The sequence below is a fragment of the Candidatus Litorirhabdus singularis genome (genome assembly GCF_026262625.1).
Lineage (GTDB): Bacteria > Pseudomonadota > Gammaproteobacteria > Pseudomonadales > Halieaceae > Litorirhabdus > Litorirhabdus singularis.
Map to the genome: position 1 here is coordinate 137507 of NZ_SHNN01000002.1, position 24326 is coordinate 161832.

General features: G+C 56.1%; 23 protein-coding genes. 13 read left to right on the forward strand and 10 right to left on the reverse strand.

From position 1 onward, the window contains the following. Nucleotides 1–10 precede the first annotated feature (10 nt). A complete protein-coding gene (locus EYC98_RS09010; protein WP_279245015.1) occupies nucleotides 11–1282 on the reverse strand; it encodes a cytochrome P450 in 1272 nt (423 codons plus the stop codon). Between the two features lie 172 nt (nucleotides 1283–1454). Here EYC98_RS09010 and hspQ point away from each other — a divergent pair, with 172 nt between their 5' ends. Continuing rightward, nucleotides 1455–1784, forward strand: coding sequence for a heat shock protein HspQ (gene hspQ, locus EYC98_RS09015; RefSeq protein WP_279245016.1), 330 nt, complete (start codon nucleotides 1455–1457; stop codon nucleotides 1782–1784). A gap of 38 nt (nucleotides 1785–1822) precedes the next feature. Here the strand turns inward: hspQ and EYC98_RS09020 are convergent, their stop codons facing one another. Both EYC98_RS09020 and EYC98_RS09025 read right to left on the reverse strand, forming a co-directional pair. Next, nucleotides 1823–2683: an LLM class F420-dependent oxidoreductase gene (locus EYC98_RS09020; protein WP_279245017.1), complete on the reverse strand. Its 861-nt coding sequence runs from the start codon at nucleotides 2681–2683 to the stop codon at nucleotides 1823–1825. A gap of 135 nt (nucleotides 2684–2818) precedes the next feature. Continuing rightward, entirely contained in the window at nucleotides 2819–3472 is a 654-nt protein-coding gene (locus tag EYC98_RS09025; protein ID WP_279245018.1) for an LON peptidase substrate-binding domain-containing protein, read from the reverse strand. Between the two features lie 181 nt (nucleotides 3473–3653). On the opposite strand from EYC98_RS09025, the gene EYC98_RS09030 reads away from it, so the two are divergent. From EYC98_RS09030 to EYC98_RS09055, 6 genes are all read left to right on the forward strand, one after another. Next, entirely contained in the window at nucleotides 3654–4922 is a 1269-nt protein-coding gene (locus EYC98_RS09030; RefSeq protein ID WP_279245019.1) for a sulfotransferase family protein, read from the forward strand. Between the two features lie 40 nt (nucleotides 4923–4962). Then, on the forward strand, nucleotides 4963–5832 hold the full coding sequence (locus EYC98_RS09035; RefSeq protein WP_279245020.1) for a 3-keto-disaccharide hydrolase: 870 nt from the start codon (nucleotides 4963–4965) through the stop codon (nucleotides 5830–5832). 138 nt (nucleotides 5833–5970) lie between these two features. Then, entirely contained in the window at nucleotides 5971–6945 is a 975-nt protein-coding gene (gene hlyD, locus EYC98_RS09040; protein ID WP_279245021.1) for a secretion protein HlyD, read from the forward strand. 18 nt (nucleotides 6946–6963) lie between these two features. Next, nucleotides 6964–8697, forward strand: a complete 1734-nt coding sequence (locus tag EYC98_RS09045; RefSeq protein ID WP_279245022.1) for an ATP-binding cassette domain-containing protein — start codon at nucleotides 6964–6966, stop codon at nucleotides 8695–8697. Further along, on the forward strand, nucleotides 8694–9803 hold the full coding sequence (locus tag EYC98_RS09050; protein WP_279245023.1) for an ABC transporter permease: 1110 nt from the start codon (nucleotides 8694–8696) through the stop codon (nucleotides 9801–9803). The genes EYC98_RS09045 and EYC98_RS09050 overlap by 4 nt, the downstream gene beginning before the upstream one ends. After that, a complete protein-coding gene (locus EYC98_RS09055) occupies nucleotides 9803–10912 on the forward strand; it encodes an ABC transporter permease (RefSeq protein WP_279245024.1) in 1110 nt (369 codons plus the stop codon). Before EYC98_RS09050 ends, EYC98_RS09055 begins: the two co-directional genes overlap by 1 nt. On the opposite strand, the gene EYC98_RS09060 is transcribed toward EYC98_RS09055, so the two are convergent. Together EYC98_RS09060 and EYC98_RS09065 are read right to left on the reverse strand one after the other, a co-directional pair. Next, complete coding sequence (locus tag EYC98_RS09060) at nucleotides 10905–12104, reverse strand: glutathione S-transferase C-terminal domain-containing protein (protein ID WP_279245025.1); 1200 nt, start codon at nucleotides 12102–12104, stop codon at nucleotides 10905–10907. The genes EYC98_RS09055 and EYC98_RS09060 overlap by 8 nt on opposite strands. A gap of 92 nt (nucleotides 12105–12196) precedes the next feature. Continuing rightward, entirely contained in the window at nucleotides 12197–12607 is a 411-nt protein-coding gene (locus tag EYC98_RS09065) for a fumarylacetoacetate hydrolase family protein (protein ID WP_279245026.1), read from the reverse strand. A gap of 144 nt (nucleotides 12608–12751) precedes the next feature. Between EYC98_RS09065 and EYC98_RS09070 the strand changes: the two genes are divergently transcribed. The 5 genes from EYC98_RS09070 to EYC98_RS09090 all read left to right on the forward strand — a co-directional run bounded on the left by EYC98_RS09070 (nucleotide 12752) and on the right by EYC98_RS09090 (nucleotide 17162). Beyond that, nucleotides 12752–13186: a hypothetical protein gene (locus EYC98_RS09070; protein ID WP_279245027.1), complete on the forward strand. Its 435-nt coding sequence runs from the start codon at nucleotides 12752–12754 to the stop codon at nucleotides 13184–13186. A gap of 101 nt (nucleotides 13187–13287) precedes the next feature. After that, nucleotides 13288–14169 carry an FAD binding domain-containing protein gene (locus tag EYC98_RS09075; RefSeq protein WP_279245028.1) on the forward strand — a complete coding sequence of 294 codons (882 nt, stop codon included), beginning with the start codon at nucleotides 13288–13290 and terminating at the stop codon, nucleotides 14167–14169. 1 nt (nucleotide 14170) lies between these two features. Then, nucleotides 14171–14650, forward strand: a complete 480-nt coding sequence (locus EYC98_RS09080) for a (2Fe-2S)-binding protein (protein ID WP_279245029.1) — start codon at nucleotides 14171–14173, stop codon at nucleotides 14648–14650. Further along, nucleotides 14647–16899, forward strand: coding sequence for a xanthine dehydrogenase family protein molybdopterin-binding subunit (locus tag EYC98_RS09085; RefSeq protein WP_279245030.1), 2253 nt, complete (start codon nucleotides 14647–14649; stop codon nucleotides 16897–16899). The genes EYC98_RS09080 and EYC98_RS09085 overlap by 4 nt, the downstream gene beginning before the upstream one ends. A 2-nt stretch (nucleotides 16900–16901) precedes the next feature. Then, nucleotides 16902–17162 carry a hypothetical protein gene (locus EYC98_RS09090; RefSeq protein WP_279245031.1) on the forward strand — a complete coding sequence of 87 codons (261 nt, stop codon included), beginning with the start codon at nucleotides 16902–16904 and terminating at the stop codon, nucleotides 17160–17162. A 6-nt stretch (nucleotides 17163–17168) separates the two neighbouring features. Here EYC98_RS09090 and EYC98_RS09095 read toward each other — a convergent pair whose 3' ends face one another. Both EYC98_RS09095 and EYC98_RS09100 read right to left on the reverse strand, forming a co-directional pair. Further along, nucleotides 17169–18905: an isocitrate/isopropylmalate family dehydrogenase gene (locus EYC98_RS09095; protein WP_279245032.1), complete on the reverse strand. Its 1737-nt coding sequence runs from the start codon at nucleotides 18903–18905 to the stop codon at nucleotides 17169–17171. Between the two features lie 72 nt (nucleotides 18906–18977). Continuing rightward, nucleotides 18978–20048, reverse strand: coding sequence for an SMP-30/gluconolactonase/LRE family protein (locus tag EYC98_RS09100; RefSeq protein WP_279245033.1), 1071 nt, complete (start codon nucleotides 20046–20048; stop codon nucleotides 18978–18980). Between the two features lie 173 nt (nucleotides 20049–20221). Between EYC98_RS09100 and EYC98_RS09105 the strand changes: the two genes are divergently transcribed. After that, the gene (locus EYC98_RS09105) at nucleotides 20222–21496 is read left to right on the forward strand and encodes an MFS transporter (protein ID WP_279245034.1); all 1275 of its coding nucleotides are present in this window, start codon (nucleotides 20222–20224) and stop codon (nucleotides 21494–21496) included. Here EYC98_RS09105 and EYC98_RS09110 read toward each other — a convergent pair. From EYC98_RS09110 to EYC98_RS09120, 3 genes are all read right to left on the reverse strand, one after another. Continuing rightward, the gene (locus EYC98_RS09110; protein ID WP_279245035.1) at nucleotides 21484–22107 is read right to left on the reverse strand and encodes a paraquat-inducible protein A; all 624 of its coding nucleotides are present in this window, start codon (nucleotides 22105–22107) and stop codon (nucleotides 21484–21486) included. The two genes, EYC98_RS09105 and EYC98_RS09110, sit on opposite strands and share 13 nt — an antisense overlap. Before the next feature lie 16 nt (nucleotides 22108–22123). Next, nucleotides 22124–22900 carry an SDR family NAD(P)-dependent oxidoreductase gene (locus EYC98_RS09115; protein ID WP_279245036.1) on the reverse strand — a complete coding sequence of 259 codons (777 nt, stop codon included), beginning with the start codon at nucleotides 22898–22900 and terminating at the stop codon, nucleotides 22124–22126. Between the two features lie 147 nt (nucleotides 22901–23047). Next, complete coding sequence (locus EYC98_RS09120; RefSeq protein WP_279245037.1) at nucleotides 23048–24322, reverse strand: O-acetylhomoserine aminocarboxypropyltransferase/cysteine synthase family protein; 1275 nt, start codon at nucleotides 24320–24322, stop codon at nucleotides 23048–23050. Nucleotides 24323–24326: the final 4 nt, after the last annotated feature.

A 24326-nucleotide genomic window follows, 5' to 3' on the forward strand; every position in this document is an offset into this window, starting at 1 on the left:
TTATTGCGGCTTAAGCCGCGCTCTGAGCCTTATCCTTAACCTCTGGATCAAAGGTAATGTACATGCGCTTGATACCATTGACCAGATCAGAACGGGTGTACTCCAGCTCTTCCATCAGCTTGGGATTGCGGATGCGCGGAATAATTTCTTCCATCATCACCACCAGTTCCAGCCGTGCCAGGTGTGAGCCCAGGCAAAAATGCTGGCCGATGCCAAAGGCGCGGTGCTGGTTGTACAGGTCGGGCATGCGTTCGGCGCGTTTGACGTCAAACTTCATGGCGTCTTCGCCAAATACGCTCTCGTCATGATTCACCGTGTGGTAGTGCATGATGATCTTGTCGCCTTTTTTGATCTGCTGGCCACCCACTTCCATGTCTTCCATGGCGGTGCGGCGCATCAGAATAAAGGCGGTGTTGTAACGCAGCACCTCTTCACAGGCGTTAGGAATCTTGTCGGGGTTGTCCACCAGGTATTGCAGCTGATCGGGGTTATCCATCAACAGGCGCATGGCGTGACTGGTGACGGTGCGGGTAGACTCATTACCCGCTGATATCAGCATCAGGAAGAACCAGACGAACTCGTCCATGTCCAGGCCCGGGTCTTTGCCGTTGCCGTCGAGCAGGGCGCCGATGATATTGTCCTTTGGATTTTCTGCATGCTCTGCTGCCAGTTTCATGGCGTATTCAATAACCTTGAAGGAGGCATCCTCGGCAACGCTTTTGTCAGCCGACATCTCCGAGTCCTGGTTGAAGATCATGGCGTTGGTCCACTGAAAGAAGTCCTTGCGGTCTTCTGCCGGAATGCCGCACAGCTCCAGTATGGCCAGCAACGGCAGTTCCGCGGCGACCTCTTCAACAAATTCGCATTCACCGCGGCTGGCAACCTTGTCGACAATTTCCCGGGCAAGATCGCGGAAGCGGTCGGCATAGGAGTTAACGGCTGCCGGGGTGAAACTGGGCCGCACCACCTTGCGCGACTTCATCTGGCGCGGCGGGTCCATATTGATGGTCATATTGCTATGAATGGCATCAATATCATCCTGAGCGTATTCATCCGCCAGGGCGGTGCGCTCCTGGCTGGAGAACTCCTTCGGGTGCTTGGAGATAAAGTCGATTTCATTGCGGCCGGTTACCAGCCAGTAGGGCACGCCGCGGGTGGGGTCTTCCATCCAGTGGATGGGCCCAGAGGCGCGAATACGAGCCAGTTCGTCATAGGGCATACCGTTGGCATAGGTATCCGGGTCAATCATGTTGGTGAAGTCAGCAAAGGGACAACCGCTCATGGCGCAGCTCCTGTAATATGTGTGTCAGTAACTATAAACTACTAGTTGTTAGTCTGGCAACTTGAGTTGGGCGTAATGTGACCCCGATCAAGTCCGTAGAATAATCAAGCAATGCTGGCGTGGTGGTGGTCGCAAGCGGTATTCTTGCGCCTCGACTCACAGGATCAGAATCATGTTACAGCGCGACGCCAAATTCTCCATCGGTCAGGTAGTACGCCATCGTATTTATCCCTTTCGCGGGGTGATCTATGACGTGGACCCAACCTTCAACAATACGGACGAATGGTGGGAGTCAATTCCAGAACAGGTACGCCCACGCAAGGACCAGCCGTTTTACCATCTGCTGGCTGAAAATGACGAAAATACCTACGTGGCCTATGTCTCAGAGCAGAATCTGCTGTTAGACGACTCTGGCGAACCGGTCAGCCACCCGCAGGTCGGTGATTTCTTTGCCGATTTTCACGGTTCCTTTTACGAAGCGCGGCGCGACTTGGCGCATTAAAGCCCAACGCCGAGCGCGAGCCGCACATACCCCTGTACCTAACCCTGTACCAGTTCCAGTGCCCGTTTGGCGCGATCTGCCAGTTTGTCTTTGGTACTGGCCAGAACGGGTAGAATAATCTGATCAGCACCCAAGGCTGCCATGGCAGCAATACTGGCTTTGTCAGACGCTGAGTAAGCGGGTGAAATATGTATTTGCAGTTCCTCCCGGCTGCGTCCTGCTGTCGCTAGTGCGGCGTCCAGCACTGCCAGGTTCTGCTCCATGCCCGCTGGGGTCATGTTGAAGCCATACCAGCCTTGTCCCAACTCTGCCACGCGCCGAAAAGCACCCTCGCTTTCGCCACCGAATATCAGTGGTGGATGCGGCATTTGTACAGGTTTTGGGTTCTGATACGCCTTGTCGATATTAAAATACTTCCCCTGAAAGTGTGACACTTCGTCGCACCACAGGGTCTTCATCACCGCTACACATTCGCGTGTGCGGCCGGCGCGGTCAGGCCAGGGCACGCCCAGGGCGGCAAATTCTTCTTTGAGCCAGCCAATGCCGATGCCAAAGTCTACCCGGCCACCCGACAGGTAATCCAGATCAGACACCTGACGCGCGGTGTAAACCGGATTGCGCTGCGGCACTATGCAAATGCCTGAGCCCAGACGAATGCTGCGGGTATGAGCGGCCAGAAAGGTAAGGGCAGAGAAGGGGTCTATCAGGCTTCGGGGGTCGCCCTGTATGCGGCCATCCTCGGTGTATGGATAGCGCGACTCATACTCGGAAAAGAACAGCACGTGTTCTGGTACCCATAAGGAGTGAAAGCCCAGTTCTTCGACATAGGCTCCTGCCTCGCCAATAAAATCCGGAGCGGTGTATTCGTTAAATGCCATCTGGCAGCCAATTTTGGTCATAGCATTACAGGGCCTGTGCTGGAAATGAATGGACCGCGTGCGTGGGCGCGCGGCTCCGACTCATTCTCGCCAATGGGCTGGCCGCTGGCAACTGTATTGGCTAGTGAACCTGTGCCTGAGTTTGAATCACCGTGGTCAGTTGATCTCAGACCCCATGGCGTTAATCATGTCCAATACGGTGGTCAGGCGCTGTTGGGCATCGGTCATTTCCAGCAGGTGTTGGGAGGTATCGGCCGGCATACCCAGTAGCCCGGCGACCGCAAAGCTGAACTTTGTGGCGGGCATAGACTGCCAAAACTCACTTTGCAGCATCTCCTGTGCGTCTTCGTTGGCGTGGGTCATTGCCAGCAGGCGGGTGAGTATTTTGGCCTGTGACTGCTCCAGCTCTACCAATGCCGGGCCCTCGCAGGCGACATCAGGCAGCTCTTCGCAGGCCCAGATGCTAAACGGCAGGGTCTGCTTTTCTTCACGCAATTGCAGTCGCACGCTGGTATCTACCTGAATTAGCAGACGCCCATCATCGAGCTCTTCCAGTAATTCCACCGGCCCGGCGGAGAAAATATCCCAGGGCTTGTAGGTAGATTGATTGCTGTTCAGCGCATCGGCCACGGTCTGGTCGCTGGATTTTTCATGGACCACCTTCTCGGTATGGCACACTCCCATGAACATATTGTGCTCGATGCAGTGGGTGACCATCTGCCGGTAGCGTGGCTCGAACACGTGCAGGGGGCAGGGTACGCCAGGAAAGTTGACCGAGTTGGGGATGGGGAACAGTGCGACATCAATCATAGGGTTTCATACTAATCAGTTTTAAGGTCGGGACAGGTTTAGGCTTACGCCAGATATAGGGTAAATTACGTGTTGCGCGAGCTAATAGATTACCACTGCCTCAGGTTTCGGTGCCAATGCAAATAGCATCATAGAATGGCGCTATCGCCTGTAGGTGGTCACATATGAGAGGAAACACAGCATGAGCGATTCCAGTGGCCCTGATGGAAACAATCCACAGTGGGTAGCCCCGCCTCATCCGGACTGGTTGACGCAACTCAACCGTGAAGGCAGCTATTTTGATCTGCCGGCGGTGGTACCGCTGGACGCCGAGTCGTTGCTGTCCCGGGCTCAGGCAAGTACCGGGCTGACCGATTTTGGTGATGAACTGTGGCGCGAGCCGTTCGCGGTATTACTGAAGTCGCTGCAAGACGAGGCGCAGTTGACGCTAATGGGGCGTTTAATGGCGCGCAGCGATATTATCCTCTGGCTCAGCGGCCGCCTGCAGGTGGTAGATACCCTGAAACGCCATCCAGAAATTTTGCAGCAAGAGCTGGCCGCCCCCATGGTGATTGTCGGCTTACCGCGCTCGGGTACCTCCATTTTGTTTGAACTACTGTCCCGCGACCCGGAAGTGGGTGTGCCGCAAATGTGGGAGGCGCTGATGCCGTGCCCGCCACCGGTCGCTGCAACTTACACTACAGATCCACGCATTGAACGCGCGGACCAGTTGTTCACTCAGTGGAACCGGGTGGCGCCTGAGTTTGCCAGTATGCACGAGATGCGCGGCGATATTCCTGCCGAGTGCGGGTTGCTAATGGCAGGTACGTTTATATCCGATCATATTCAGTCGCTGCACCAGACCCCGAGCTACAGTGTCTGGTGTGCCCAGGCAGATTACGAACCGGTGTACCGCTATCATCGCGATATTCTGAAAATTCTACAGTGGAAGAATCCGCGCCAGCGCTGGTTATTGAAAGCGCCTGAGCATCAGATTCATTTGCAGACCCTGCTGGCGGTGTATCCTGATGCGCGAGTGGTGCAAACCCATCGTGACCCGCTTAAGTGTATGGCCTCCACCACAAGTCTGATGGGTACGCTTTATTCCATGCGCAGCGATCAACCGTTTAACGCCGAGATGTTTGAGCACATGATTATGGGGGAGGCGACGGCGCAGCGTTTAGAGACGGTCATAGACCAGCGTGACGCGGGTATTGTGCCCGCGGCCAACATTGCCGACTCGCGGTATCAAGACCTGATGCAGGACCCCATGGCTTGTATTGAGGGTATCTACCACCATTTTGGTATGTCATTATCCTCCGAGGCGCGCACTCGTATGCTGGACTACCTGGCCAGCAAACCCAAGGGTAAATTCGGTCAGCATCAGTATCAGGTCGATGCCGGCAGAGCCACGGAGCGCGCCTTGTTCAAACGCTACCAGGAGCTTTATCAGGTGCCCGACGAGGTCTAGTTTGTGGCTCTGGTGTAATAATAATAGTTGAGGAATCCTGATGTCGAAGAAACCCCTTTATGCAGGTGTGGCGTTACTATTGCTGGGTGCGGGCTATTACCTGTACAGCGCTTTTTTCTTTATTCCACTTTATGAGCAGATTCGTCCGGTTGAGCCCCCTTATACGGCTAGCCTGAAGGCTGATGCACAGTGGATAGCACTGTTTAATGGTGAAAATCTGGATGGCTGGACTACAAAAATTACCGGCTATGAGGCCGGGGACAATTATGCTGACACCTATCGGGTCGAAGACGGTGTTATCAGCGTCAACTACGACCGCTACACCGAGTTTGATAACACTTTCGGTAACCTGTTCTATGACACGCCTTATTCTTATTATGTGCTGCGTCTGGAATACCGTTTTCTGGGCGAGCAGGCCACCGACTCGCCCACTATGTTCTGGGCTTGGCGTAACAGCGGTGTGATGGTGCATAGCCAGAGCCCCGCCAGCATGTCTTTAAAGCAGTACTTTCCCGCCTCCATCGAAGTGCAATTACTAGGTGCGCGTGAAGACGAGCACCGCAGTACCGGCAATGTGTGTACGCCGGCCACCAATTTGGTGTGGTTTGGCAGCGAAGAGGTTTACACCACCCATTGCACTAACTCGCTTTCCAATAGCTTCGCCGGTGATCGCTGGGTGCAACTGGAGGTAGAGGTATGGGGCTCTGAGATGATCCGTCACTTCGTCGACGGTGAGCTGGTGCTGGAATACACCCGGCCCCAGCTTGACCCGACTGATGTTGACGCCAAGGCATTACTGCAAGGCCTCGACGCTGGACAGTTGCTGCTCGATAGCGGCTATATAGCGTTGCAATCCGAGAGTCATCCGGTGCAGTTTCGAAACATCATGCTGCACCCGATTCAACCCTGAGTGGGCTCCGGCGGGGACAACAAGAGCCTGCCGTAGTATTCAATGTGATCTTTGTGGGGCTGCTGTCCGCGTGCAGCTCAAACACTCTATTGCCGCGCAACTTACTCGCGGCAATAACAATAATCGAGAGGTCAATACATGAAAAAACTAATACCTGTGGTGGTAGTGGTATTGCTTGGCCTGTTGCTATTGGTCAGCTATGAACACTGGTTTGGCGAAGGTGATAGTAACGATCTTGTGCTTTATGGAAACGTTGATATTCGGCAAGTGCAGCCGGCCTTTCGGGTCTCGGGTCGCGTGCAAGCGATGTACTTTGAAGAGGGCGACGCAGTCCAAGCTGGAGATCTTTTGGCGCAGTTAGACCCGCTGCCGTTGCAGCAGGCATTGGCGGTGACAGTAGCGCGTGAGGACCAGTCCAGGGCGCAGCTGGAACGTTTGCAGCATGGTTCGCGCACGCAGGAAATTGAGCAGGCCAGAGCGTTGACCGAGAAAGCAGAGGCGGCTTTGGAAGATGCTGAGCTGGAATTGCAGCGCCAGCGCAAACTGGTGGTGCAGAAGATGAGTAGCCAGCGGACGTTGGACAGAACCTTGTCCATGCGCGATCAAAGCGCGGCGCAGTTACAGGCAAATCGCGAGGCGCTGGCTTTAGCCGTAGAGGGTTCCCGTATGGAAGATATAGCCGCTGCGCAGGCGGCACTGGCTATGGCCAGCGCACAGCGTGAACAGGCTGTCACTCAGGTTGACGATACGCGTCTGGTAGCGCCCAGCAAAGGCATTGTGATGTCACGTATTCATGAGCCCGGTGCCATGGTGATGGCGGGTACCCCCGTCTATGCGCTGTCGCTGACTGAAACGGTGTATGTGCGCGCCTATGTGGATGAACCCCGATTGGGGCTGGTAAAGCCGGGCGCGAGCGTACGCGTGACTTCTGACAGTTCAGGGGTTAAGTATCAGGGGCAGGTGGGCTTTATTTCACCGCGAGCAGAATTTACGCCCAAGAATGTAGAAACCACGGCTCTGCGTACAGATCTGGTTTATCGTCTGCGTATTGTCGTAACAGACACCGATAATGGTCTGCGTCAGGGCATGCCGGTTACCGTGTTGCTAGACTAGTCTGCGCAGCGCCTGACAATGACAGTCTCAGTTTCAGTAGCGGATCTTAGTAAGAGCTTCGCGCAGGTACCGGCGTTGAAAGCTATCAATACGCTGTTCGCTGGCGGTCAAATTACCGGCCTGGTAGGCCCTGACGGCGCTGGTAAAACTACCTTGATGCGTTTGTTGGCGGGATTAATGACGCCGGATACGGGCGCTATTACAGTGGCAGGTTTTGATACGGTCACGCAGAAAATTCAGGTGCATGAAGCTACCGGCTATATGCCGCAACGGTTTGGTCTCTACGAAGACCTCAGTGTGCAGGAGAATCTGCGGCTTTATGCGGCATTGCGCGAGTTGCCAGAGCAGCAACGCGAGGCGACGTTCACGCGCTTACTCAAGTTTACCGGCCTGACACCGTTTACCACCCGTCTTGCCAGTCGCTTATCAGGCGGCATGAAGCAAAAGCTGGGGTTGGCTTGTGCGCTAATAGCCCGCCCGCAGGTGTTGCTGCTGGACGAGCCCAGTGTTGGAGTCGATCCACTTAGTCGCCGCGAGTTATGGAAGATGGTGCGCGAACTCAGTGGTGAGGGCATGGTAGTCGTCTGGTCTACGGCCTATCTGGATGAGGCGGATAATTGTGATATCGTAGTACTGCTGGATGACGGCGCTATTGCCTATCAGGGAAGTCCGCAGAAGCTTTCACAGCGGCTGGACGGGCGCAGCTACCTGGCTAGTCACGTACGCGGTGACCGGCGCCAGTGGCTGGTGCGCGCCTTGGAAACCGAAGGGGTTCGCGACGGTGTTATTCAAGGTGATTCCCTGCGTTTGGTGCTGAGCCAGGCACAACCAACCTCAGCGCTTAAGGAGTTGGTCGCTGCCGCGGGCGGAGAGCTAAGCGCGGTTGCGCCGCGCTTTGAGGACGCTTATATCGATCTTTTGGGCGGCGGGCCCGGTGGGCACTCTGAAATTGCCGCGCGCATGGAGCCGGTGGCCGACAGTCGTTCGACCATGGTGGAGTGCAAAGGCCTGACTAAACGCTTCGGGGAGTTTGTGGCCACCGATAACGTTAGCTTCAGTGTTGCCCGTGGCGAGATACTCGGCCTGCTGGGGCCCAATGGCGCGGGCAAGTCGACCACCTTCAAAATGCTGTGTGGACTGCTCAAACCCAGCGCCGGTGAAGCCTTGGTGGCTGGCATCGATCTGCGCAGGTCTTCCAGTGCCGCCAAGCTCAAATTGGGCTATATGGCGCAAAAGTTTTCCCTCTATGGGTTACTCTCGGTGCGCCAGAATCTGGATTTTTTCTCGGGTATTTACGGCCTGCGAGGGCGCCTACGGCAGCAGCGGATTGAGGAGATGATCGAGGTGTTTGAACTGGATCCCTACTTGCAGTCCTCACCCGATGTGCTGCCTTTGGGCTTCAAACAACGCCTGGCATTGGCCTGCGCGCTCATGCATCGCCCCGACATTCTGTTTCTGGATGAGCCCACCTCGGGGGTTGATCCTATTACCCGGCGCGAGTTCTGGACGCACATTACCGGGCTGGTTAATAACGGGGTGACGGTACTGGTGACGACACATTTTATGGACGAAGCGGAATACTGTGATCGCGTAGCGCTGGTGAATCAGGGTCAGCTTATTGCGCTGGATACACCCGACGCCCTTAAGGCCAGTGTTGCCACTGCAGCACTACCCGAACCTACAATGGAGGAAGCCTTCATTGGCTTAATCGAAACGCAGAATGCCTTGCTGCAGACGGAAGCTCTAACATGAGCAGCGGGCGCAGGTTTAGGGCGCTGGTACTGAAAGAGAGTTTGCAGGTGCTGCGCGATCCCTCGGCCTTATTGATTGCCTTTGTGATGCCGCCGTTGCTGTTGTTTATGTTTGCGTTTGCCGTATCACTGGATGTGAGTCATGTCAGCATTGGGGTGGTGATGGAAAGTGATGGCCCCTATGCACAGAGTCTGGCAGCGGCCTACGCCGGATCAAGTTATCTGGACGTCACGCCAGCGCGTCATCGCAAACAGCTAGAGCTTCACTTGGTGACGGGAGAGCTTAAGGCACTGGTAGTGATTGATCAGGAGTTTGAGACCGCGATGCGCGATCCGCAGCGGGCTGCCAAAATTCAGGTACTGACGGATGGCTCATTCCCTAACTCCGCGAGCTTCACCGGTGGCTATGCGCAGGGTGTTTTCAACAATTGGTTGGTAGGGCAGGGTCTGCAGCCGGAAGGTGGGGTGATACTGCAGCAACGATTTTGGTTCAACCCTGAGATGGATAGCCGCCGCGTGTTGGTGCCTGGCGTCATAGCCATTGTGATGACGATCATCGGCACGTTGTTGACGGCACTGGTGGTGGCGCGGGAGTGGGAGCGGGGCACCATGGAGGCCATTATGTCGACGCCGGCGCGGATGCCAGAAATTATCTTCAGCAAACTGTTGCCCTATTACGTGCTGGGTATGCTGGCCACGGTCGCTTGCGCGTTTCTGGGAGTGCAGGTGCTGGGGGTGCCCCTGCGTGGTTCACTGACTGCATTGATGTTGGTATCAGCGGTGTTTCTGGTGCCGGCGCTGGGCCAAGGCTTGCTGATTTCGACAGTGTTTAAAAACCAGTTTATGGCAGCGCAGGTAGCGATTATGTCGGGGTTCTTGCCCGCACTGCTGCTGTCGGGGTTTATTTTTGAAATTCAGAGTATGCCTAAAGCTCTGCAATGGGTGACACAGGTTATTCCGGCGCGCTACTTTGTTGATGCCTTGCGCACCGTCTTTCTGGCCGGTGATATTTGGCCGGTGTTACTGGTGAACATGGCCTGGTTGCTGGCGGTAGGCGCGCTGTTTTTCGGACTGACTATGAAACGCTTTCGCGGCGGTCTCGACTGATGCTGTCACAGCTTTACCATTCAGTCATCAAGGAATTCCTGACCTTTTTCCGCGACCCAGGTACCCGCGGTGTGCTGCTGGCAGCGCCGCTTATGCAGGTGTTGGTGTTCTCGTTTGCCGCTTCTATGGAAGTGCGCAACGTGGATATCGCACTGATCAATGAAGACAGTGGGCGCTGGTCGCAAGAGTTTATCGCGCGTTTGCGCAGTGCCGAGTTTGTCGGCGCGGTTGAGACGGTGCCGACCATGCAGAGTTTCTCCAACGCTGTCGATCGCCAGCGTTACTTGGTGGGCGTGCGCTTTCCAGCAGATTTTTCGCGGCGCATAGAACGCGGACAATCAGCGTCAGTGCAACTGACCCTGGATGGTAGGCGCGCCAACGCGGGTCAGATCGCAAGCGCCTATATTGGCACTATCGCGGCACAGATGAATGTCGACATTCGGAGTAACCAGCCGCAGACGCGTTTGGCGCCTGGTGTAGAGCTGCGGCATTGGTTTAACCCTAACCTCGAGTTCTTCTGGTTTATCGTGCCCGCACTCGCGGCCAGTATGGTTCTCATCACGCCGCTGATGATGACCGCGCTGAGTATCGCGCGCGAGCGAGAGATGGGCACCTTTGATCAGTTATTGGTATCACCGGTGACGCCGGGTCAGATCATCTTGGGTAAAACGCTGCCGGCAGTGTTTGCTGGTTTCTTCAGCGGCAGTTTAATAACGCTGCTGGCGGTTTACGCTTTCAAGATACCGTTTGTCGGCAATGTAGGGCTGATGTACTGCGGCATGTTGTGCTTTGTGCTGGCCGTGACGGGTATTGGGCTCACGGTCTCTGCGGTTACCAATACTCAGCAGCAGGCAATGTTGGGTGTTTTCTTTTGTATGATACCGCTGATCACGACTTCTGGTTTTGTCACGCCGGTAGAGAATATGCCGGCCGGCTTGCAGGTTTTTGCCGAGATTAACCCCCTCAAGCACTACATTATTATTGTGCAGGGCTGTTTTCTGAAGGATTACGGCTGGCGTGAAATAGCGACGAATAGCTGGCCGTTGGTGGTTATTGCCACGGTGATGCTGACCAGCGCTACGATGATTCTGCGCTCGCGTCTCAACTAACCGGAGTAATAGTCGTCGCTGCGGGAGCGGCACTGAATAAATCATTGTTGGGTAGCCAGTCCTGCAATAGCTGCTCAATTGGTGTTGGTAGCGCCAGCCACTCCTGGCGCAAGTCTTGCCACACCCTGACTTGAAATGTTTTTGCCGCCGCCCGGAACGGGTGTTGCCGCAGCGTTCCGTCGTAGAGAGCGCGGCCCTGGTCAAAGGCGGCTTCGTTAAACAGTGTTTCGCCGCGGGAGGAATAATGTTGCCAGGCTGCCAGGTTTTGTTGCATCAGCGGGGCAAAGGTAGACATCACAAATTTCAGCAGCGGCGCCAGTGCGGGCTGCAGACTGATGGTGCCAGCGCTGCCGACGTGACTGCCATCGCGGATAGCGCACAACCAGGCGTGGGTTCGAGGCGCCAGTTCGCGTAATAGTGCATTGGCTTGCGGATCGATAAGGTTCATGCTGAGTTGGCCATAGAGGCTTGCATCGGCCAGCGTAAAACGACCACCCAATAGCCAGGGTTGTTGCTCAAGCAGGCTCTCCATTGCAGTCAGGCACTCGCGCCAGCATTGCTCCAGTAACGAGTGAGTAGGGGGAAAGCCTTGCCGCGTAGGTGGCGTCAACGCTGGTATAACGCCGGCCTGATAGTCTGCTGGCGCCACGCTAAATAGATACGGACAACGCCTTACCTGACGGCGGGGCAGGTTTCTGGCAACCAGCCGATGCAATCCCAATGGCAGCAGTCGTGACATCTCCGCCCCAGTGACCGCTCCCATAGGTGTGCTGTTGGCGGAGCCTTTCCAGCGCATGTGGTGAACCATATACAGTCCAAATTCATCAAATGCCTCATCCAACAGGCGCACAACAAAGCGCAGATCTGGCTCGGCCGGAGTCAGGGCCGGAGTGCGGGTGGCGTTCAGGTCCAGCCAGTCGGCAATGGCGCTGGAGTCATACTGAAACTGGCTGCCGTCGGGGCTAAAAAAAGGCACCGAGGGATATTCGTCTAGTTGTGAGTCCATGGCCGGAAAACGCATGACCTGGCGATTGCGAATAGCACGTTGTAGCCGCATAAAGGTGAGCAGATTCTGGCGCCTTGATCCGGCGCGAGGCAGACGCCTGAATGGCATCTGACGGAAACGCAGGCAGGCTTCCAGCTTGAGTAGATAGGGAGATGCTTCCACACCCCAGACGATAGTTTCAGACATGGCGCCATTTTTGCAGATCGTGGGGTGTTGCAAAAGGTGTAGGGCGCTTTTTCTTGCGACCTTTTTCTTTGCGACCTTTTTAGTGCAGTGGACTAGCCGGGGTGGTCCGGTTGAGCGTCTGGATGCGCCGCACAAAATATAGTCTGGTAGCTGCTATCGAGCATCTCTATCTGCACGCGATCTCCAAACGACATAAACGCAGTGGAGGGTTTGCCATCAGCAATAGTCTTCAGACAGCGTACTTCAGCCAGGCAGCAGGAACCGGCCTTGCTACCCGCGTTGGATACCGTGCCAGAACCAATCACCGTGCCGGCCATCAGTGAGCGTGATTTGGCGCAGTGGCTGATCAAGGTCGGAAAATCAAAGGTCATATCGATGCCCCAGTCTTCGGTCTCCACCATAATGTCCTTGGTGGGTCCGATAAAGGCATCGGACGCGCCCATATACACCAATGGGTCGGTCCAGAACGAAGCGGGCAGTTCGGCGCCGCGGGCTTTACGCACCAGCTCTACGTGGGTGACATAAGCGCTTCCGTCTGCCCAGTGGTAAGCGCGTGGTCAGTTGTCAGCTGCGACGACGCGGCTTATTGTGTAGACGTAGTAGAATATAGAGAGAGGCAGAGGGGAATAGACAGTGAGGGTTAGACAATGACACAAACGGCACTGGCGGCAGAGTGGACGCTGCTACAGAATCAGTACGATAGCTACGAGAAACACTCCTTGTGGATCAAGCTTGTGGCGCTGGTCCTGGTAACGCTGGTATTACTCATGACTGCACTAAACGGCATGCGCGTACCCGCCTCACTGCTGGTTATTAGCCTGTCTTTGTGGATGCAGGAGGCAATATGGAAGACTTTTCAGGCACGCATTGAGGCGCGTTTGCTCCGATTGGAAGTACTGCTTACGGAGGACGCGGAAAATGCCGTCAACGGTGACGCCTACCAGTACAATACGGCTTTTGCTGAGCAACGTCCGGGAACCGCTGGGTTGGTATTGGAATATGTACAGGCCGCGCGCCGACCAACGGTCGCTTTTCCGCATATTGTTTTGGTGGCTTTGCTGACATATGGCATTTTTTACTGAAGCCGAGACTGTCTGCGAAGACGCATAGCGGCTATTCTTTAGGTGGCGCATTATTGCTATCCTGCGACATGCCTTTTTGAATTCCACGGGGAACTCACTGTATGACTGTTAGTCGTTTTTATTCACCCCAGAGTATTGCTGAGGCAACCGCCATTTTGCGTCAGCAGAGTGGTTGCCAGGTGCTGGCCGGAGGCACTGACCTCTTGGTGCAAATGCGCAATGGGGTTAAACAGCCCGAGTATATTGTCGATATTAAGGAAATACCCGGTATCCGTGACGTTACTTTGACTAATCAGGGGCTGACCCTGGGTGCTGCGGCGCCGGCGCAAAGCGTTACCGAGCGTCCCGATATTGCCGCCGCCTACCCGGGTCTGGTCGAGGCCATCGATATGATTGGCTCCACCCAGATTCAGGGCCGTTGCTCGGTGGGTGGTAACTTGTGCAATGCCTCACCGGCGGCCGATACGGTGCCTGCTTTGATCGCTGTCGGCGCAGTCTGCCACGTGGTAGGGGGCGAAGGTGTGCGGCAGGTGCGGGTAGAAGACTTTAATACCGGCCCGGGGGAAAACTGCCTGAAGCGCGACGAACTGCTGATTTCGCTCTTTATACCGCGACCGGGCGTGGGCAGTGCGGATGCCTATTTACGATTTACGCCACGCACTGAAATGGATATTGCAGTGGTGGGCGCGGGCGTCAGTCTCAGTCTGGATCCGATGGGTACGGTCAGCGCGGCCCGGGTTGCGATTGGCGCGGCGGCTCCAACTGCTCTGTTGGTAGAGGAGGCAGCTGCAGCGATTATTGGAACCACGCTAGAGGAGTCAGCCTTGGCAGCGCTGGCGGCGGCGGCTGGCGCGGCGGCCAGTCCAATTTCTGACAAACGCGGTAGTGCCGGTTATCGTACTAAAGTGGTGGGAGTTATGGCGCGACGAGCGGCTCAGATAGCCTGTGATAGAGCGCAGCAGCGACAGCGGAGGGCACATTAGAATGGCGATTCATGTAACGACCAGCATTAACGCCGAGCCAGTGGAGTTTTTGTGCGAAGCGGATGACACGCTGGTGCACGTACTGCGCGATACTCTGAACCTCACCGGTACCAAAGAAGGGTGCAGTACTGGCGACTGTGGTGCTTGCACCATCGTGCTCGACGGTCGTCTGGCGTGCAGCTGTCTGGTGCTGGGAGTTGAAGCAGAGGGCAAGTCGATTGAGACGATTGAAGGTGTGGCCACGCCGGGCGCGCTGCACGCAGTACAGCAGAGTTTGCTGGATCACGCAGGTTTGCAATGCGGTATCTGCACGCCGGGTATCGTGGTGGCAGCACGGGCCCTATTGGAACGTAACGCCGACCCCAGCGAAGAAGAAGTGCGTTACTGGCTGGCGGGCAACCTGTGCCGCTGCACCGGCTACGATAAAATTATCCGCGCAGTATTAGCTGCTGCGCAAGACCTGCGCGAGGCAGCGTCATGAGAGATGCAGTGACCAACCGGTTCAAAGTCATCGGTACCCGCTCGGTGCGGCCGGACGGTATCGAAAAGGTAACCGGTCAAGCGAACTACGGCGCTGACTATTCACTACCGGGTATGCTCTGGGCCAAAGTTTTGCGCAGCCCCCACGCGCACGCCCGTATAACCTCAATTGATCTCAGTGCAGCGCTGGCGATGCCTGGCGTACACGCGGCCATTACCTCAGATGTTTTTCCTGACCTGAAGGCGGGTATGGAAGACTCCGGTGAAGGCGAGGTCGATTTTCACGATCTGTCCTGCAATGTGATGGCGCGCGACAAGGTGCTTTATCACGGTCATGCGGTAGCGGCGGTGGCGGCCACCAGTGAGCGCATCGCAGAGCAGGCGCTGGCTGCGATTAAAGTAGATTACGAAGTGTTGCCGCATGTGGTGGATATCGGTGTAGCCATGGCCGCAGATGCCCCCGTGTTACATCAAGACATGTTCACCGTGGGCTTGGCTGAACCTGCCGCTGCACCTTCCAATATAGCCAGCCGCTCGGAAATCAGTCAGGGTGACTTGGCCGCCGGTTTTGCTCAGGCCGATATTATTGTCGAGCGCAGCTACCGTATTCCGACCGCGCATCAGGGTTACATTGAGCCTCATGCCTGCGTAGTGAGTGTTAATCAAGACGGCCAGGTGGATATCTGGGCGAGTTCCCAGGGTCACTTTATGGTGCGTGATTACACCAGCAAAGTACTGGGGGTGGCGGTAGGTTCAATTAAAGTAACGCCAGCAGAGATCGGTGGCGGCTTTGGCGGCAAGACGACGGTGTATCTGGAACCCGTCGCGGCGGCACTGTCGGCGCGTTCAGGGCGTCCAGTCAAAATGGTGATGACTCGAGAAGAAGTATTTCGAGCGACGGGCCCCGCCGCGGCCGGAATTGTGAACGTGCGTATCGGCGCCCGCGACGATGGCAAGCTTACCGCTATGGACAGTGAAGTGATTCTGGATGCCGGCGCCTATAAAGGCTCCCCGGCAGCTACTGGCGCGCGCTGTATGTACGCGCCCTATAACTGCGACAACCGACGTACGGTTGCGTTAGACGTGGTAACTAACACGGCGAAGACCGCGGCCTACCGGGCACCGGGAGCCCCACAGGCGCATTTGGGCGTTGAGTGTGTGCTGAATGAAATAGCCGATAGCCTTGATATTGACCCAATCGACCTGCGCCTGCTTAACGCGGTCGATGAAGGCGATCGAGCGTTCTTTGGTGCGAAGTATCGCGCTATTGGTTTGAAACAGACGCTGGAGGCTGCCAAAGCTCACCCCAATTACCATCGGCCGCTGGCAAACGGTCAGGGGCGCGGTGTTGCCGTCGGTTTCTGGTTTAACTTCGGCCTGCAGTCCAGCGCTACCATTAACGTGCATGAGGGCGGTACGGTGGCGGTGATTACTGGCAACCCTGATATCGGCGGCTCACGTGCGTCGATGGCGCTGATGGCAGCGGAGGCGTTGGGCGTTCCGCTGGAAACTATCAAGCCGCACATCGCTGACACCGAATCAGTGGGTTACAACGATCTCACTGGCGGCAGCCGCACTACATTTGCCAGCGGTTGGGCGGTTATAAATGCGGCCGAAAAAATTGTGGAAAGCTGCCGCCAGCGTGCTGCAGCCCTCTGGGAAGTTGATGTGGAGACGGTCAGCTGGGCCGACGGTGCCGCCGTCTGCGCCGGTCATGATCCGTTAACGCTGGCGCAACTGGCAGCTAAAGCAGATGTTACCGGAGGCCCACTGACTGCTTCGGCTTCACTGAATGCTAAGGGGGCAGGACCTGGGTTTGCAGTCAGTTTGTGCGATGTCTCGGTTGACCGCGACACTGGCAAGGTGGACATTATTAGTTTTACCGCGTTGCAGGACGTTGGCAAGGCGATACATCCGGGCTACGTTGAAGGGCAGATGGAAGGTGGCGCAGTGCAGGGTATTGGCTGGGCACTCAACGAAGAGTATATTTTTGATAGTCAGGGTCGGCTGGAGAATCCCGGTTTCCTCGACTACCGCATGCCGGTGGCTTCTGATCTGCCGATGATTGATACGGTTATTATCGAGTGCCCTAACCCTGGACACCCCTATGGCGTGCGCGGGGTAGGCGAGCCACCTATTTGTGCACCTATGCCGGCGGTGACAACGGCAGTGAACCACGCGATTGGCGCGCATTTGACGACGCTGCCGCTGACTCCGGAGCGGGTCTTGGCGGCACTGGATTCGCTCTAGTCGTGCCCACGGTTGTGCTCACTGGAGACCTGCGCCGTTATACCGGACTGGGTGAGCAGGGCCAGATAGAGGAAGTACAGGTTCAGGCGCTTAACTATCGCGCCGTACGGCGTGAATTGCAGGCGATGTTCCCACTGCTGGAGGACGCCGTGCTGGACAAGTACGGGGTCGCGATTGACGGTGTCATGGTGCAAACGCCGTTGCTGGAGACGCTGGAACCCGACAGCGAGCTGGTGTTTATCGCCAAAATCGCGGCGGGTTGAGCCAGATTAGCTGAGGTTAGCCGCTACCGCATCCAGAAAACCCTGCATGTCGACCACCTGCTCCTGTTCCGGGCGGGTGGTTTTACCCTTGATGTCACCCGTGATAATGCCTTGATCCACGGTTTTGATAAGGGCTTCTTTGAGTACCGCAGAATACTCCGCAAGCTCTGGATTGGCGTCACGCTGGGCCAGTGTCTCAAGCGCGTTGGCGAGCGCGAAGATCAGTGCCGAAGAATTGAACACAGCTTCCTTACCATCGCTTTCAAGATATTTCAGGTAAAGGTCGTGAGCGGTGCCGTGGGGTGCTTCAAACAGCATGGTGCCATCTTTACTTTCAATGATGGAGCTGGCGGTGGCCAGGCTGCCTCCCAGTGCCGCGGCGATATCCGAGAAGATGTCGCCGTCCAGATTCTGGGCCGGGTAGAGCGCATTGCGGGGCGGGTCGGCGATCATCTTCTTGAGTTGGCTGGAGGGGCGCATAATCATGAAGGAGGGCGGTTCGGTTTGATCGTCTACCAACTCCACCCGCACTTCATTGATGACGTCGCTAAACACTTCGTCATATTCGAAGTACTCGCGCTTAAGCCCAAAGTACACTTCCTTGTCTTTCAGTGAAGCGTCGCGAAACACCTGTTTGACCCAGTCCTTAATTGCAGCACGGTCGTTAGTCATGAACAACATGGGGTCATTGGCCTGTAACTCGCGGGCGCATTTTTCTTCGCCGTCGATGATCACCTTGACGATGCCAGCTTCTGGCGCCGGCGCGTTGTAGCTGCCGTACTGATCGCCACCGCCGGCACTCATGCGAGAAATAGAGACATGAAATTTGCGATCTGGAATACCATACTCTTTGAGCGTTTTGACCAGCTTGTACAGGCGCCTGCCGGTGTTATTGTCGGGTACGCCCCAAAGCGCTCGCTCGGGTGGGTTGGAGACCAGGCGCGCGGCCTGGGCATCAATCAGTTCATAGTGGTAGTTGAGTCCTGCTTTGATGAACTGGGCGCTGAACTCCTGTTTATAGATGTCTTCTATCAGAGTGCGCATAACGCCATCGTAGCCTGGTATAACGGTATCTTTCAGGCCCACGTAGGCGTCCCGTTGTTCGTCCAGAGCCCGCTGAAAAAACTGCCGCGCCCATTCTGCGACTCCGGTATAAGCGTTTGTGGCCAGCATCCAGGGGTCACCCAGATTGATGCGCCGGCGATGCAGTTCGACGGGGTCACCGCTGCTGCCAACAAACACCAGTTTGGCGATGCCAGTGGCGTCTGATAGTCCATTGTGGCTTTCTTTATTACCACCATGGCTCATGGTATCCACATCAATATCGCGGCCAATCCACTGCGGCGGAGTGTTCTTGATGTTTCGAAACTGTATATCTTCGCGGGTAATGTTGCCGGCGATGCCTTTACGGATGGCGCCGTTGGGAGATTTGGTAGCCAGTTTATCCAGCTCTGCCTCGCGTAGCTGGGGATGCTGTTTCAATAACTCTGTGAGCTGCTCCCGGTTGACCGTCATGCCAGCATTCTTGATGCCGACGCCATGTTGCTTGAGGGCGTCGATGGCGTCGCGGACGACCTGGCCATTGCTGGCCACGCGCTGCTCGGCGGAGAGGTCTATTTCTACCAGCGGAATATCCAGCCGCTGGTTGACGAACTGATCCATGATGCGCTCGAAGGCGATCTGCGCCATTTCGTCGCCGTGTAACACCACCAGCGGCGCGTTGACCTTGATTTTCTGCGTCATGAAGTCTCCCGTAGCAAGCATTCCATTATAGCGGAAGGGTGGGCCTGCAAGTGTCCTCTTCGACTGGCCGAACTACCGCGCTGGCGCAAAATCCGGCACCGAAATCAGTCGGTCTCCGGCGAATGAGCCCATATAGATACGACCCGCCTGTGGCACGGCCACGGTGGCTGCGCCCATGGGAGCACCGCTGTGGCTGAAAACGACTCCGGTAGCCATAGTCTGAGGGTCAAGCGCCACAATCTCTAAGGCTACCGGGCAGGTCTCTGCATGAGCGTCTAAACAACCGACCATGGTTAGCAGGCTGCCGGTATGGCTGGCCACTAGCAGGCGACCGTCCGAGCCCCAGGCGCTATTGTCAGCCGCTTTAAGAGCCGCGCGGCCAATGACTTCGCCGCTGTCAGCATTGATCTTCCAGACCTCATTTTCCATGTACATATTGGCGAAGAGGAAGCGATTGTCGGCGCTGATCTCCAGCCCGTTGGGTTGGGACGCATCGGTGCCGGGTAAAATGCGTAGTCCACCGTCGTGGCTCCAGCGCCAGACGTCACCGGTGGGAATGCCTACGAGGCTTTGCAACATCTCTATATTGCCGCCATTGTGGAGCATGCGGGTGAATGCGATATCGCCGTTGTTGAAGCCCACCACATCATTAACAAAGGTCTCCTCTGCCGCGATCACGCAACCACGCCACTCTATGCTGGTAGCGGATCCTGCAGGAATCACTTCAAAAACTTCAATCGCCTCACGCTCGCCGTGATTAACGACCAGATAGCGCCAGCGACCATCTGCCATCTGGTGGAGGTGGGTGCCGTGGGGCCCAAATATTTCAGGTGGTCGGGTGCAATCAGTCTGTCCCCAGGGCGCTGTAGCGCTGCCCGCAGGCGCGTCAGTCGGGTACAGAGTACGCAGCGTTTCGGTGTTGGTATCGAACAGGGAGATGCTGCCAACGCCGCCTTCCATACCAGGAAAATGAGCGAGCAGGAGGTGGCGGTTATCCGGTAGCGCGGCAATATCTTCCGGCGCCTGCATACCGCACACCGGTCTGATATCGCCTACAGACTCGCAGCCGACAATCGGCGGGCTGGTATCACCACAGGCAGTGATTAACAGTCCTGTGGTCAGTAAAGCGAGTAATCTGAACATAGTGGGGCGCCTCTATAATGGTGAGATTGGCTAGCTGCTGCGTAATGTACTTTGGCTGAAGTTACCCTGCCTGAGGCTTGGCATCAATGCCCGCTTCCGGTGGGGCTGCTGCACGACCTCTGCTTATGCTAGGCTGACAAGCCCTCGTTTGCTTAAATTCTGGCCCTGAATTCATGAAGTTTGCCAACTTGCCACTGGGCACTGCGTTGCGCCTGATGCTGCCGTTTGGCTTCGGCTTCTACCTGTCGATGTTTACGCGGACACTTTCTAACATCGTCAAACAGCCCATCCAGGCCGAGCTGGGCATGGGTGAAGAGGCGATAGGCCTGGCGTTGGGAACTGCTTTTTTCCTGGCTTTCGCGCTGGCGCAGCTGCCGGTCGGTATTCTGATTGATCGTTATGATCCACGTCGGGTCAATGCGCTGCTGTTTGTTCTGGCAGCATTGGGCGCCGTGGTGATTGGAATGGCGCAGACACCGGAGCTGCTGGCTATCGGCAGAGTCATGATGGGGGTGGGTTTCGCCGCAGGTCTGATGGCCTCGCTCAAAGTCTATTCTCTGTGGTTTGATACGCAGCGTTTGGCGACGCTGAACAGCCTGCAGTTTATGATTGGCGTGCTCGGCGCCTGGTCGGCTACCAAGCCAGTAGAGCTGCTGTTGCGCGTGTTGGACTGGCGTGAGCTGTACTTTTTGTTCGCCGCGATCACGGTGTTGGCAGCGCTGCTAATGGTGCTGATGGCACCACGTCATGACGGTGAGGGCGGACAGGAAACACTGCAAGAGCAGTTGGGGGGACTGCGGACAATTTTTTGCGACGGTTATTTCTGGCGCGTGAGTCCGCTGATGTTTATTTCCATGGGTATATCGCAGGGTTTGGGTACGCTCTATGTTTTTTCCTGGTTAACCGGTGTCGCCCAGCAGGACACGGCTACCGCTGCCACGTCTATTTCCGTTGTCACTCTGGTTTCTGCGGCTAACTTTGCGCTTCTGGGGCCTTTAGCCGAACGCTTGATAAACCGGGGTTACAGCCCGATGTTACTGCCGTTGCTGGGGCAAATGTTGGCGATGGCTTTGTTAAGTCTATTGGCGGTACAGGTGTTGATAGGCGCTGTGCCCCAGTGGGTGTTGTACACCATGGCAGCCGGCACCACGACGTTGGTGTTTGTGGCACTGAGTCGCGCGTTCCCCGCGGCTATGATTGGTCGAGCCTACACAGCCTTCAACCTGCTGAGCTTTCTTACCGCAGCCCTGGTGCAGTGGCTGGTCGGGTTTATGCTGGACTGGTTAACACCCGCTGGCAGCAACGGTGTTGCTCCAGAGGCCTGGCGCTGGGCCTTCCTGTTACTGGTGTTGTGTCAATTGTTGGGGCTGATCTGGTATCTGATGGCGCGGAAATTGGGCATCGGCGCCACTACTATGCTTGAAAAAACCACTAATCAAGCCGCCTGATTTTTGTCGTTGAATACTCTTTTTGTGGTCAGGCTGCCGGCGACAATTGAGAACAGACAGTAGCCAAGGAAATAGTAAAACCCTGGTTCCAGCTGTGCTTCCATTATGAGTAAATCACCCATTTTCCCCGAGGCACTGCCAGCCATATAGGACACCAGTAACGCCATGACAAACACATCTGTCATTGACCATTTACTGAGTACGCTGTTTAACCACAGCAATTGGGGGCGGTTAATCAGAAGCGCCAGTGCCTGCAGCAGAAGTTTGGTCGTGGGTATGATGACACTGAACAGGACGATTAAAGCCGCCACGAATAGATTGTCGGTCTTAGCCAGTTCAGTGGCAGTGCCCCAGATGGAACGCGTGGAGTGGTACGCCTGAACCTGGCCCTCAAGCTGGTCCAGCCCCATAAACATAGAGAGGCTGTTGAGTATTTGTCGTGTCTGGCTGGTGGGGTCTTCTCCCGCCAGCATATCGATGCCCAGGTCGGCGAGTTCGGACTTCTCGATACTGCCGCTGAGCGTCAGCACGGGGAGGGTGATTCCGGGCCAGAGTAGGCCCAGGGCAATAACGATACTGCTAATGATCAGCAGCTTGCGAGCGAGTGGCATGCGGACTCCGAGAGTGCTAGAAGCCTTCTACATCGTGGCATTGTTTCCAGATCAGGCCTGGCGCCAGGCGTCGCATCAGCGGCCCCACTTTTGCGCCCTTGCCATGGAAAACCCAGAACTTGTCAGCGGCAAGGTGAGCCTCAATGGCGTTGATCATTTCTTCGGGCTTGATTGGATTGGGCCCAGCTTCAAGCATCTTCGGCCAATGGGTGCTGCGACCCTGGTCGAGCAGTGGAGTGTCTACCGGGGGCGGACAGACGCAGGCAAACTTAACTCCGCTGTCGATATTTTCGTGATAAAGAATTTCGGTGAAAAACGCCACGGCGGCTTTACTGGCAGAGTACGCGCCGGTCACCATGGTGGGAATAATACCCGCCATCGAGGCAAAGCTGATGAACTCGCCCGCACCACGGCTGACCATGCCCGGCAAAACAGCCTGGGAAAGGTTCAGTAGTCCGCCGTAGTTGATATCCATGATCTTGTGCGCGGTGGCGTTGTCTTGCTCAATTAGCTTGCCGAAGGGCATAATCGCGGCGCAATTATAGACGCGAAACACCGGTCCAAGGTCGCTCTCAATCGATGTTACGGCGCCGGACACTGCATTGAAATCGGTGATGTCTGCGCTAAAGGCATGGATATTGTCGTGCATGGCACAGGTGGCCTGCATACCGGCCTCGTTGACATCAATCAGGGCGACGACAGCCCCGGCTTCTGCGCACAGGCGTGCCGCCTGTTGACCCATACCGCTACCACCTCCGGTGATAACCACGACTTTCTGTTTAAGATGTTGCATGTTTTTGCTCCTGCTCGCGGGAGGGTGCACCTTAGCCAACCACCGCCGCCATCGCAATGGCGGCTGCGGTCAGATGTGGCTGGCGATGCAGGTCAGGGTGGCGCGAGCCACCCGGGTGCGGGTTTGCTCAGCCGCTCATTTGAGGGTTCAGGCAGCTGCCACTAGCGCCTGCTCAATGTCGGCGATGATGTCATCGATATGCTCGATACCAATCGATAAACGAATCATTTCTTCGCTGACACCGGCCGCTGCCAATTCATCAGGGTTGAGCTGGCGATGCGTGGTTGAGGCGGGGTGACAGGCCAACGACTTGGCGTCACCAATATTCACCAAACGCAGAATCATTTGCAGAGCGTCAATAAATTTTGCCCCGGAGGCGGCTCCACCCTTGATACCAAAACTCAGAATACCGGCGGCCTTGCCACCGCAGATGCGCTGACAGGATTCGTTAAACTGGCTGTCGGGCAGCGCGGCATAGTTGACCCACTCAACCTGCGGGTGTTGCTGCAAGTAACGAGCCACCGCTTCAGCGTTTTCGCAGTGGCGCTCCATACGCAGGCCCAGAGTTTCAAGCCCCTGTAAGAGCATAAAGGCGCTGTGAGGTGACAACGCGGAACCGGTATTGCGTAGCGGCACTACCCGGCAGCGACCGATAAAAGCGGCTGCGCCTAAAGCCTCGGCGTAAACCACGCCGTGGTAGGAGGGGTCTGGTTCGTTGAACATGGGAAAACGTGTGGCATTAGCGGCCCAGTCAAATTTGCCTGAATCGACAATCATGCCGCCGATAGTGGTGCCATGACCACCGATGTATTTGGTGAGAGAGTGCACCACAATATCGGCGCCGTGCTCGAAGGCTTTGCACAGATAGGGCGTGGCGACGGTATTATCGACGATCAGTGGCAGACCGTGCTTGTGCGCCAGCTTTGCCAGCGCCTCAATGTCGACCACATTACCCAGCGGGTTGCCGATGGTTTCGCAGAAAATGCCGCGCGTCTTGTCATCGATAAACGCTTCCATTGCCTCAAAATCGTCAGCAGAGGCCATGCGCACCTCAATACCCTGTTGAGGAAAGGTGTGGGCAAACAGGTTGTAAGTACCGCCATAGAGCTGGCTGGTGCTAATGATGTTGTCGCCGGCGCGGGTCAGGCATTGAATAGTATAGGTGATAGCGGCCATGCCTGAGGCGACCGCGAGTGCACCAACACCACCTTCCATAGCTGCAACACGCTCCTCCAGCACCGCATTGGTGGGATTCCCAATACGCGAATAAATATTGCCTTCCACCGCGAGGTTGAACAGGTCGGCGCCATGCTGAGTGTCGTCAAAGGTGAATGATGTAGTCTGGTAAATGGGGACGGCCGCAGCCTTGGTGGTGGCTTCAGACTCGTAGCCGTGGTGCAGCGCAAGTGACTCTAGTTTCATGGTG

Excerpts from the sequence above, each read along its gene's own strand:
- EYC98_RS09010 (WP_279245015.1), bottom strand. The coding sequence starts at position 1,282 with ATGAGCGGTTGTCCCTTTGCTGACTTCACCAACATGATTGACCCGGAT.
- hspQ (WP_279245016.1), top strand. The coding sequence starts at position 1,455 with ATGTTACAGCGCGACGCCAAATTCTCCATCGGTCAGGTAGTACGCCAT.
- EYC98_RS09020 (WP_279245017.1), bottom strand. The coding sequence starts at position 2,683 with ATGACCAAAATTGGCTGCCAGATGGCATTTAACGAATACACCGCTCCG.
- EYC98_RS09025 (WP_279245018.1), bottom strand. The coding sequence starts at position 3,472 with ATGATTGATGTCGCACTGTTCCCCATCCCCAACTCGGTCAACTTTCCT.
- EYC98_RS09030 (WP_279245019.1), top strand. The coding sequence starts at position 3,654 with ATGAGCGATTCCAGTGGCCCTGATGGAAACAATCCACAGTGGGTAGCC.
- EYC98_RS09035 (WP_279245020.1), top strand. The coding sequence starts at position 4,963 with ATGTCGAAGAAACCCCTTTATGCAGGTGTGGCGTTACTATTGCTGGGT.
- hlyD (WP_279245021.1), top strand. The coding sequence starts at position 5,971 with ATGAAAAAACTAATACCTGTGGTGGTAGTGGTATTGCTTGGCCTGTTG.
- EYC98_RS09045 (WP_279245022.1), top strand. The coding sequence starts at position 6,964 with ATGACAGTCTCAGTTTCAGTAGCGGATCTTAGTAAGAGCTTCGCGCAG.
- EYC98_RS09050 (WP_279245023.1), top strand. The coding sequence starts at position 8,694 with ATGAGCAGCGGGCGCAGGTTTAGGGCGCTGGTACTGAAAGAGAGTTTG.
- EYC98_RS09055 (WP_279245024.1), top strand. The coding sequence starts at position 9,803 with ATGCTGTCACAGCTTTACCATTCAGTCATCAAGGAATTCCTGACCTTT.
- EYC98_RS09060 (WP_279245025.1), bottom strand. The coding sequence starts at position 12,104 with ATGTCTGAAACTATCGTCTGGGGTGTGGAAGCATCTCCCTATCTACTC.
- EYC98_RS09070 (WP_279245027.1), top strand. The coding sequence starts at position 12,752 with ATGACACAAACGGCACTGGCGGCAGAGTGGACGCTGCTACAGAATCAG.
- EYC98_RS09075 (WP_279245028.1), top strand. The coding sequence starts at position 13,288 with ATGACTGTTAGTCGTTTTTATTCACCCCAGAGTATTGCTGAGGCAACC.
- EYC98_RS09080 (WP_279245029.1), top strand. The coding sequence starts at position 14,171 with ATGGCGATTCATGTAACGACCAGCATTAACGCCGAGCCAGTGGAGTTT.
- EYC98_RS09085 (WP_279245030.1), top strand. The coding sequence starts at position 14,647 with ATGAGAGATGCAGTGACCAACCGGTTCAAAGTCATCGGTACCCGCTCG.
- EYC98_RS09095 (WP_279245032.1), bottom strand. The coding sequence starts at position 18,905 with ATGACGCAGAAAATCAAGGTCAACGCGCCGCTGGTGGTGTTACACGGC.
- EYC98_RS09100 (WP_279245033.1), bottom strand. The coding sequence starts at position 20,048 with ATGTTCAGATTACTCGCTTTACTGACCACAGGACTGTTAATCACTGCC.
- EYC98_RS09105 (WP_279245034.1), top strand. The coding sequence starts at position 20,222 with ATGAAGTTTGCCAACTTGCCACTGGGCACTGCGTTGCGCCTGATGCTG.
- EYC98_RS09110 (WP_279245035.1), bottom strand. The coding sequence starts at position 22,107 with ATGCCACTCGCTCGCAAGCTGCTGATCATTAGCAGTATCGTTATTGCC.
- EYC98_RS09115 (WP_279245036.1), bottom strand. The coding sequence starts at position 22,900 with ATGCAACATCTTAAACAGAAAGTCGTGGTTATCACCGGAGGTGGTAGC.
- EYC98_RS09120 (WP_279245037.1), bottom strand. The coding sequence starts at position 24,322 with ATGAAACTAGAGTCACTTGCGCTGCACCACGGCTACGAGTCTGAAGCC.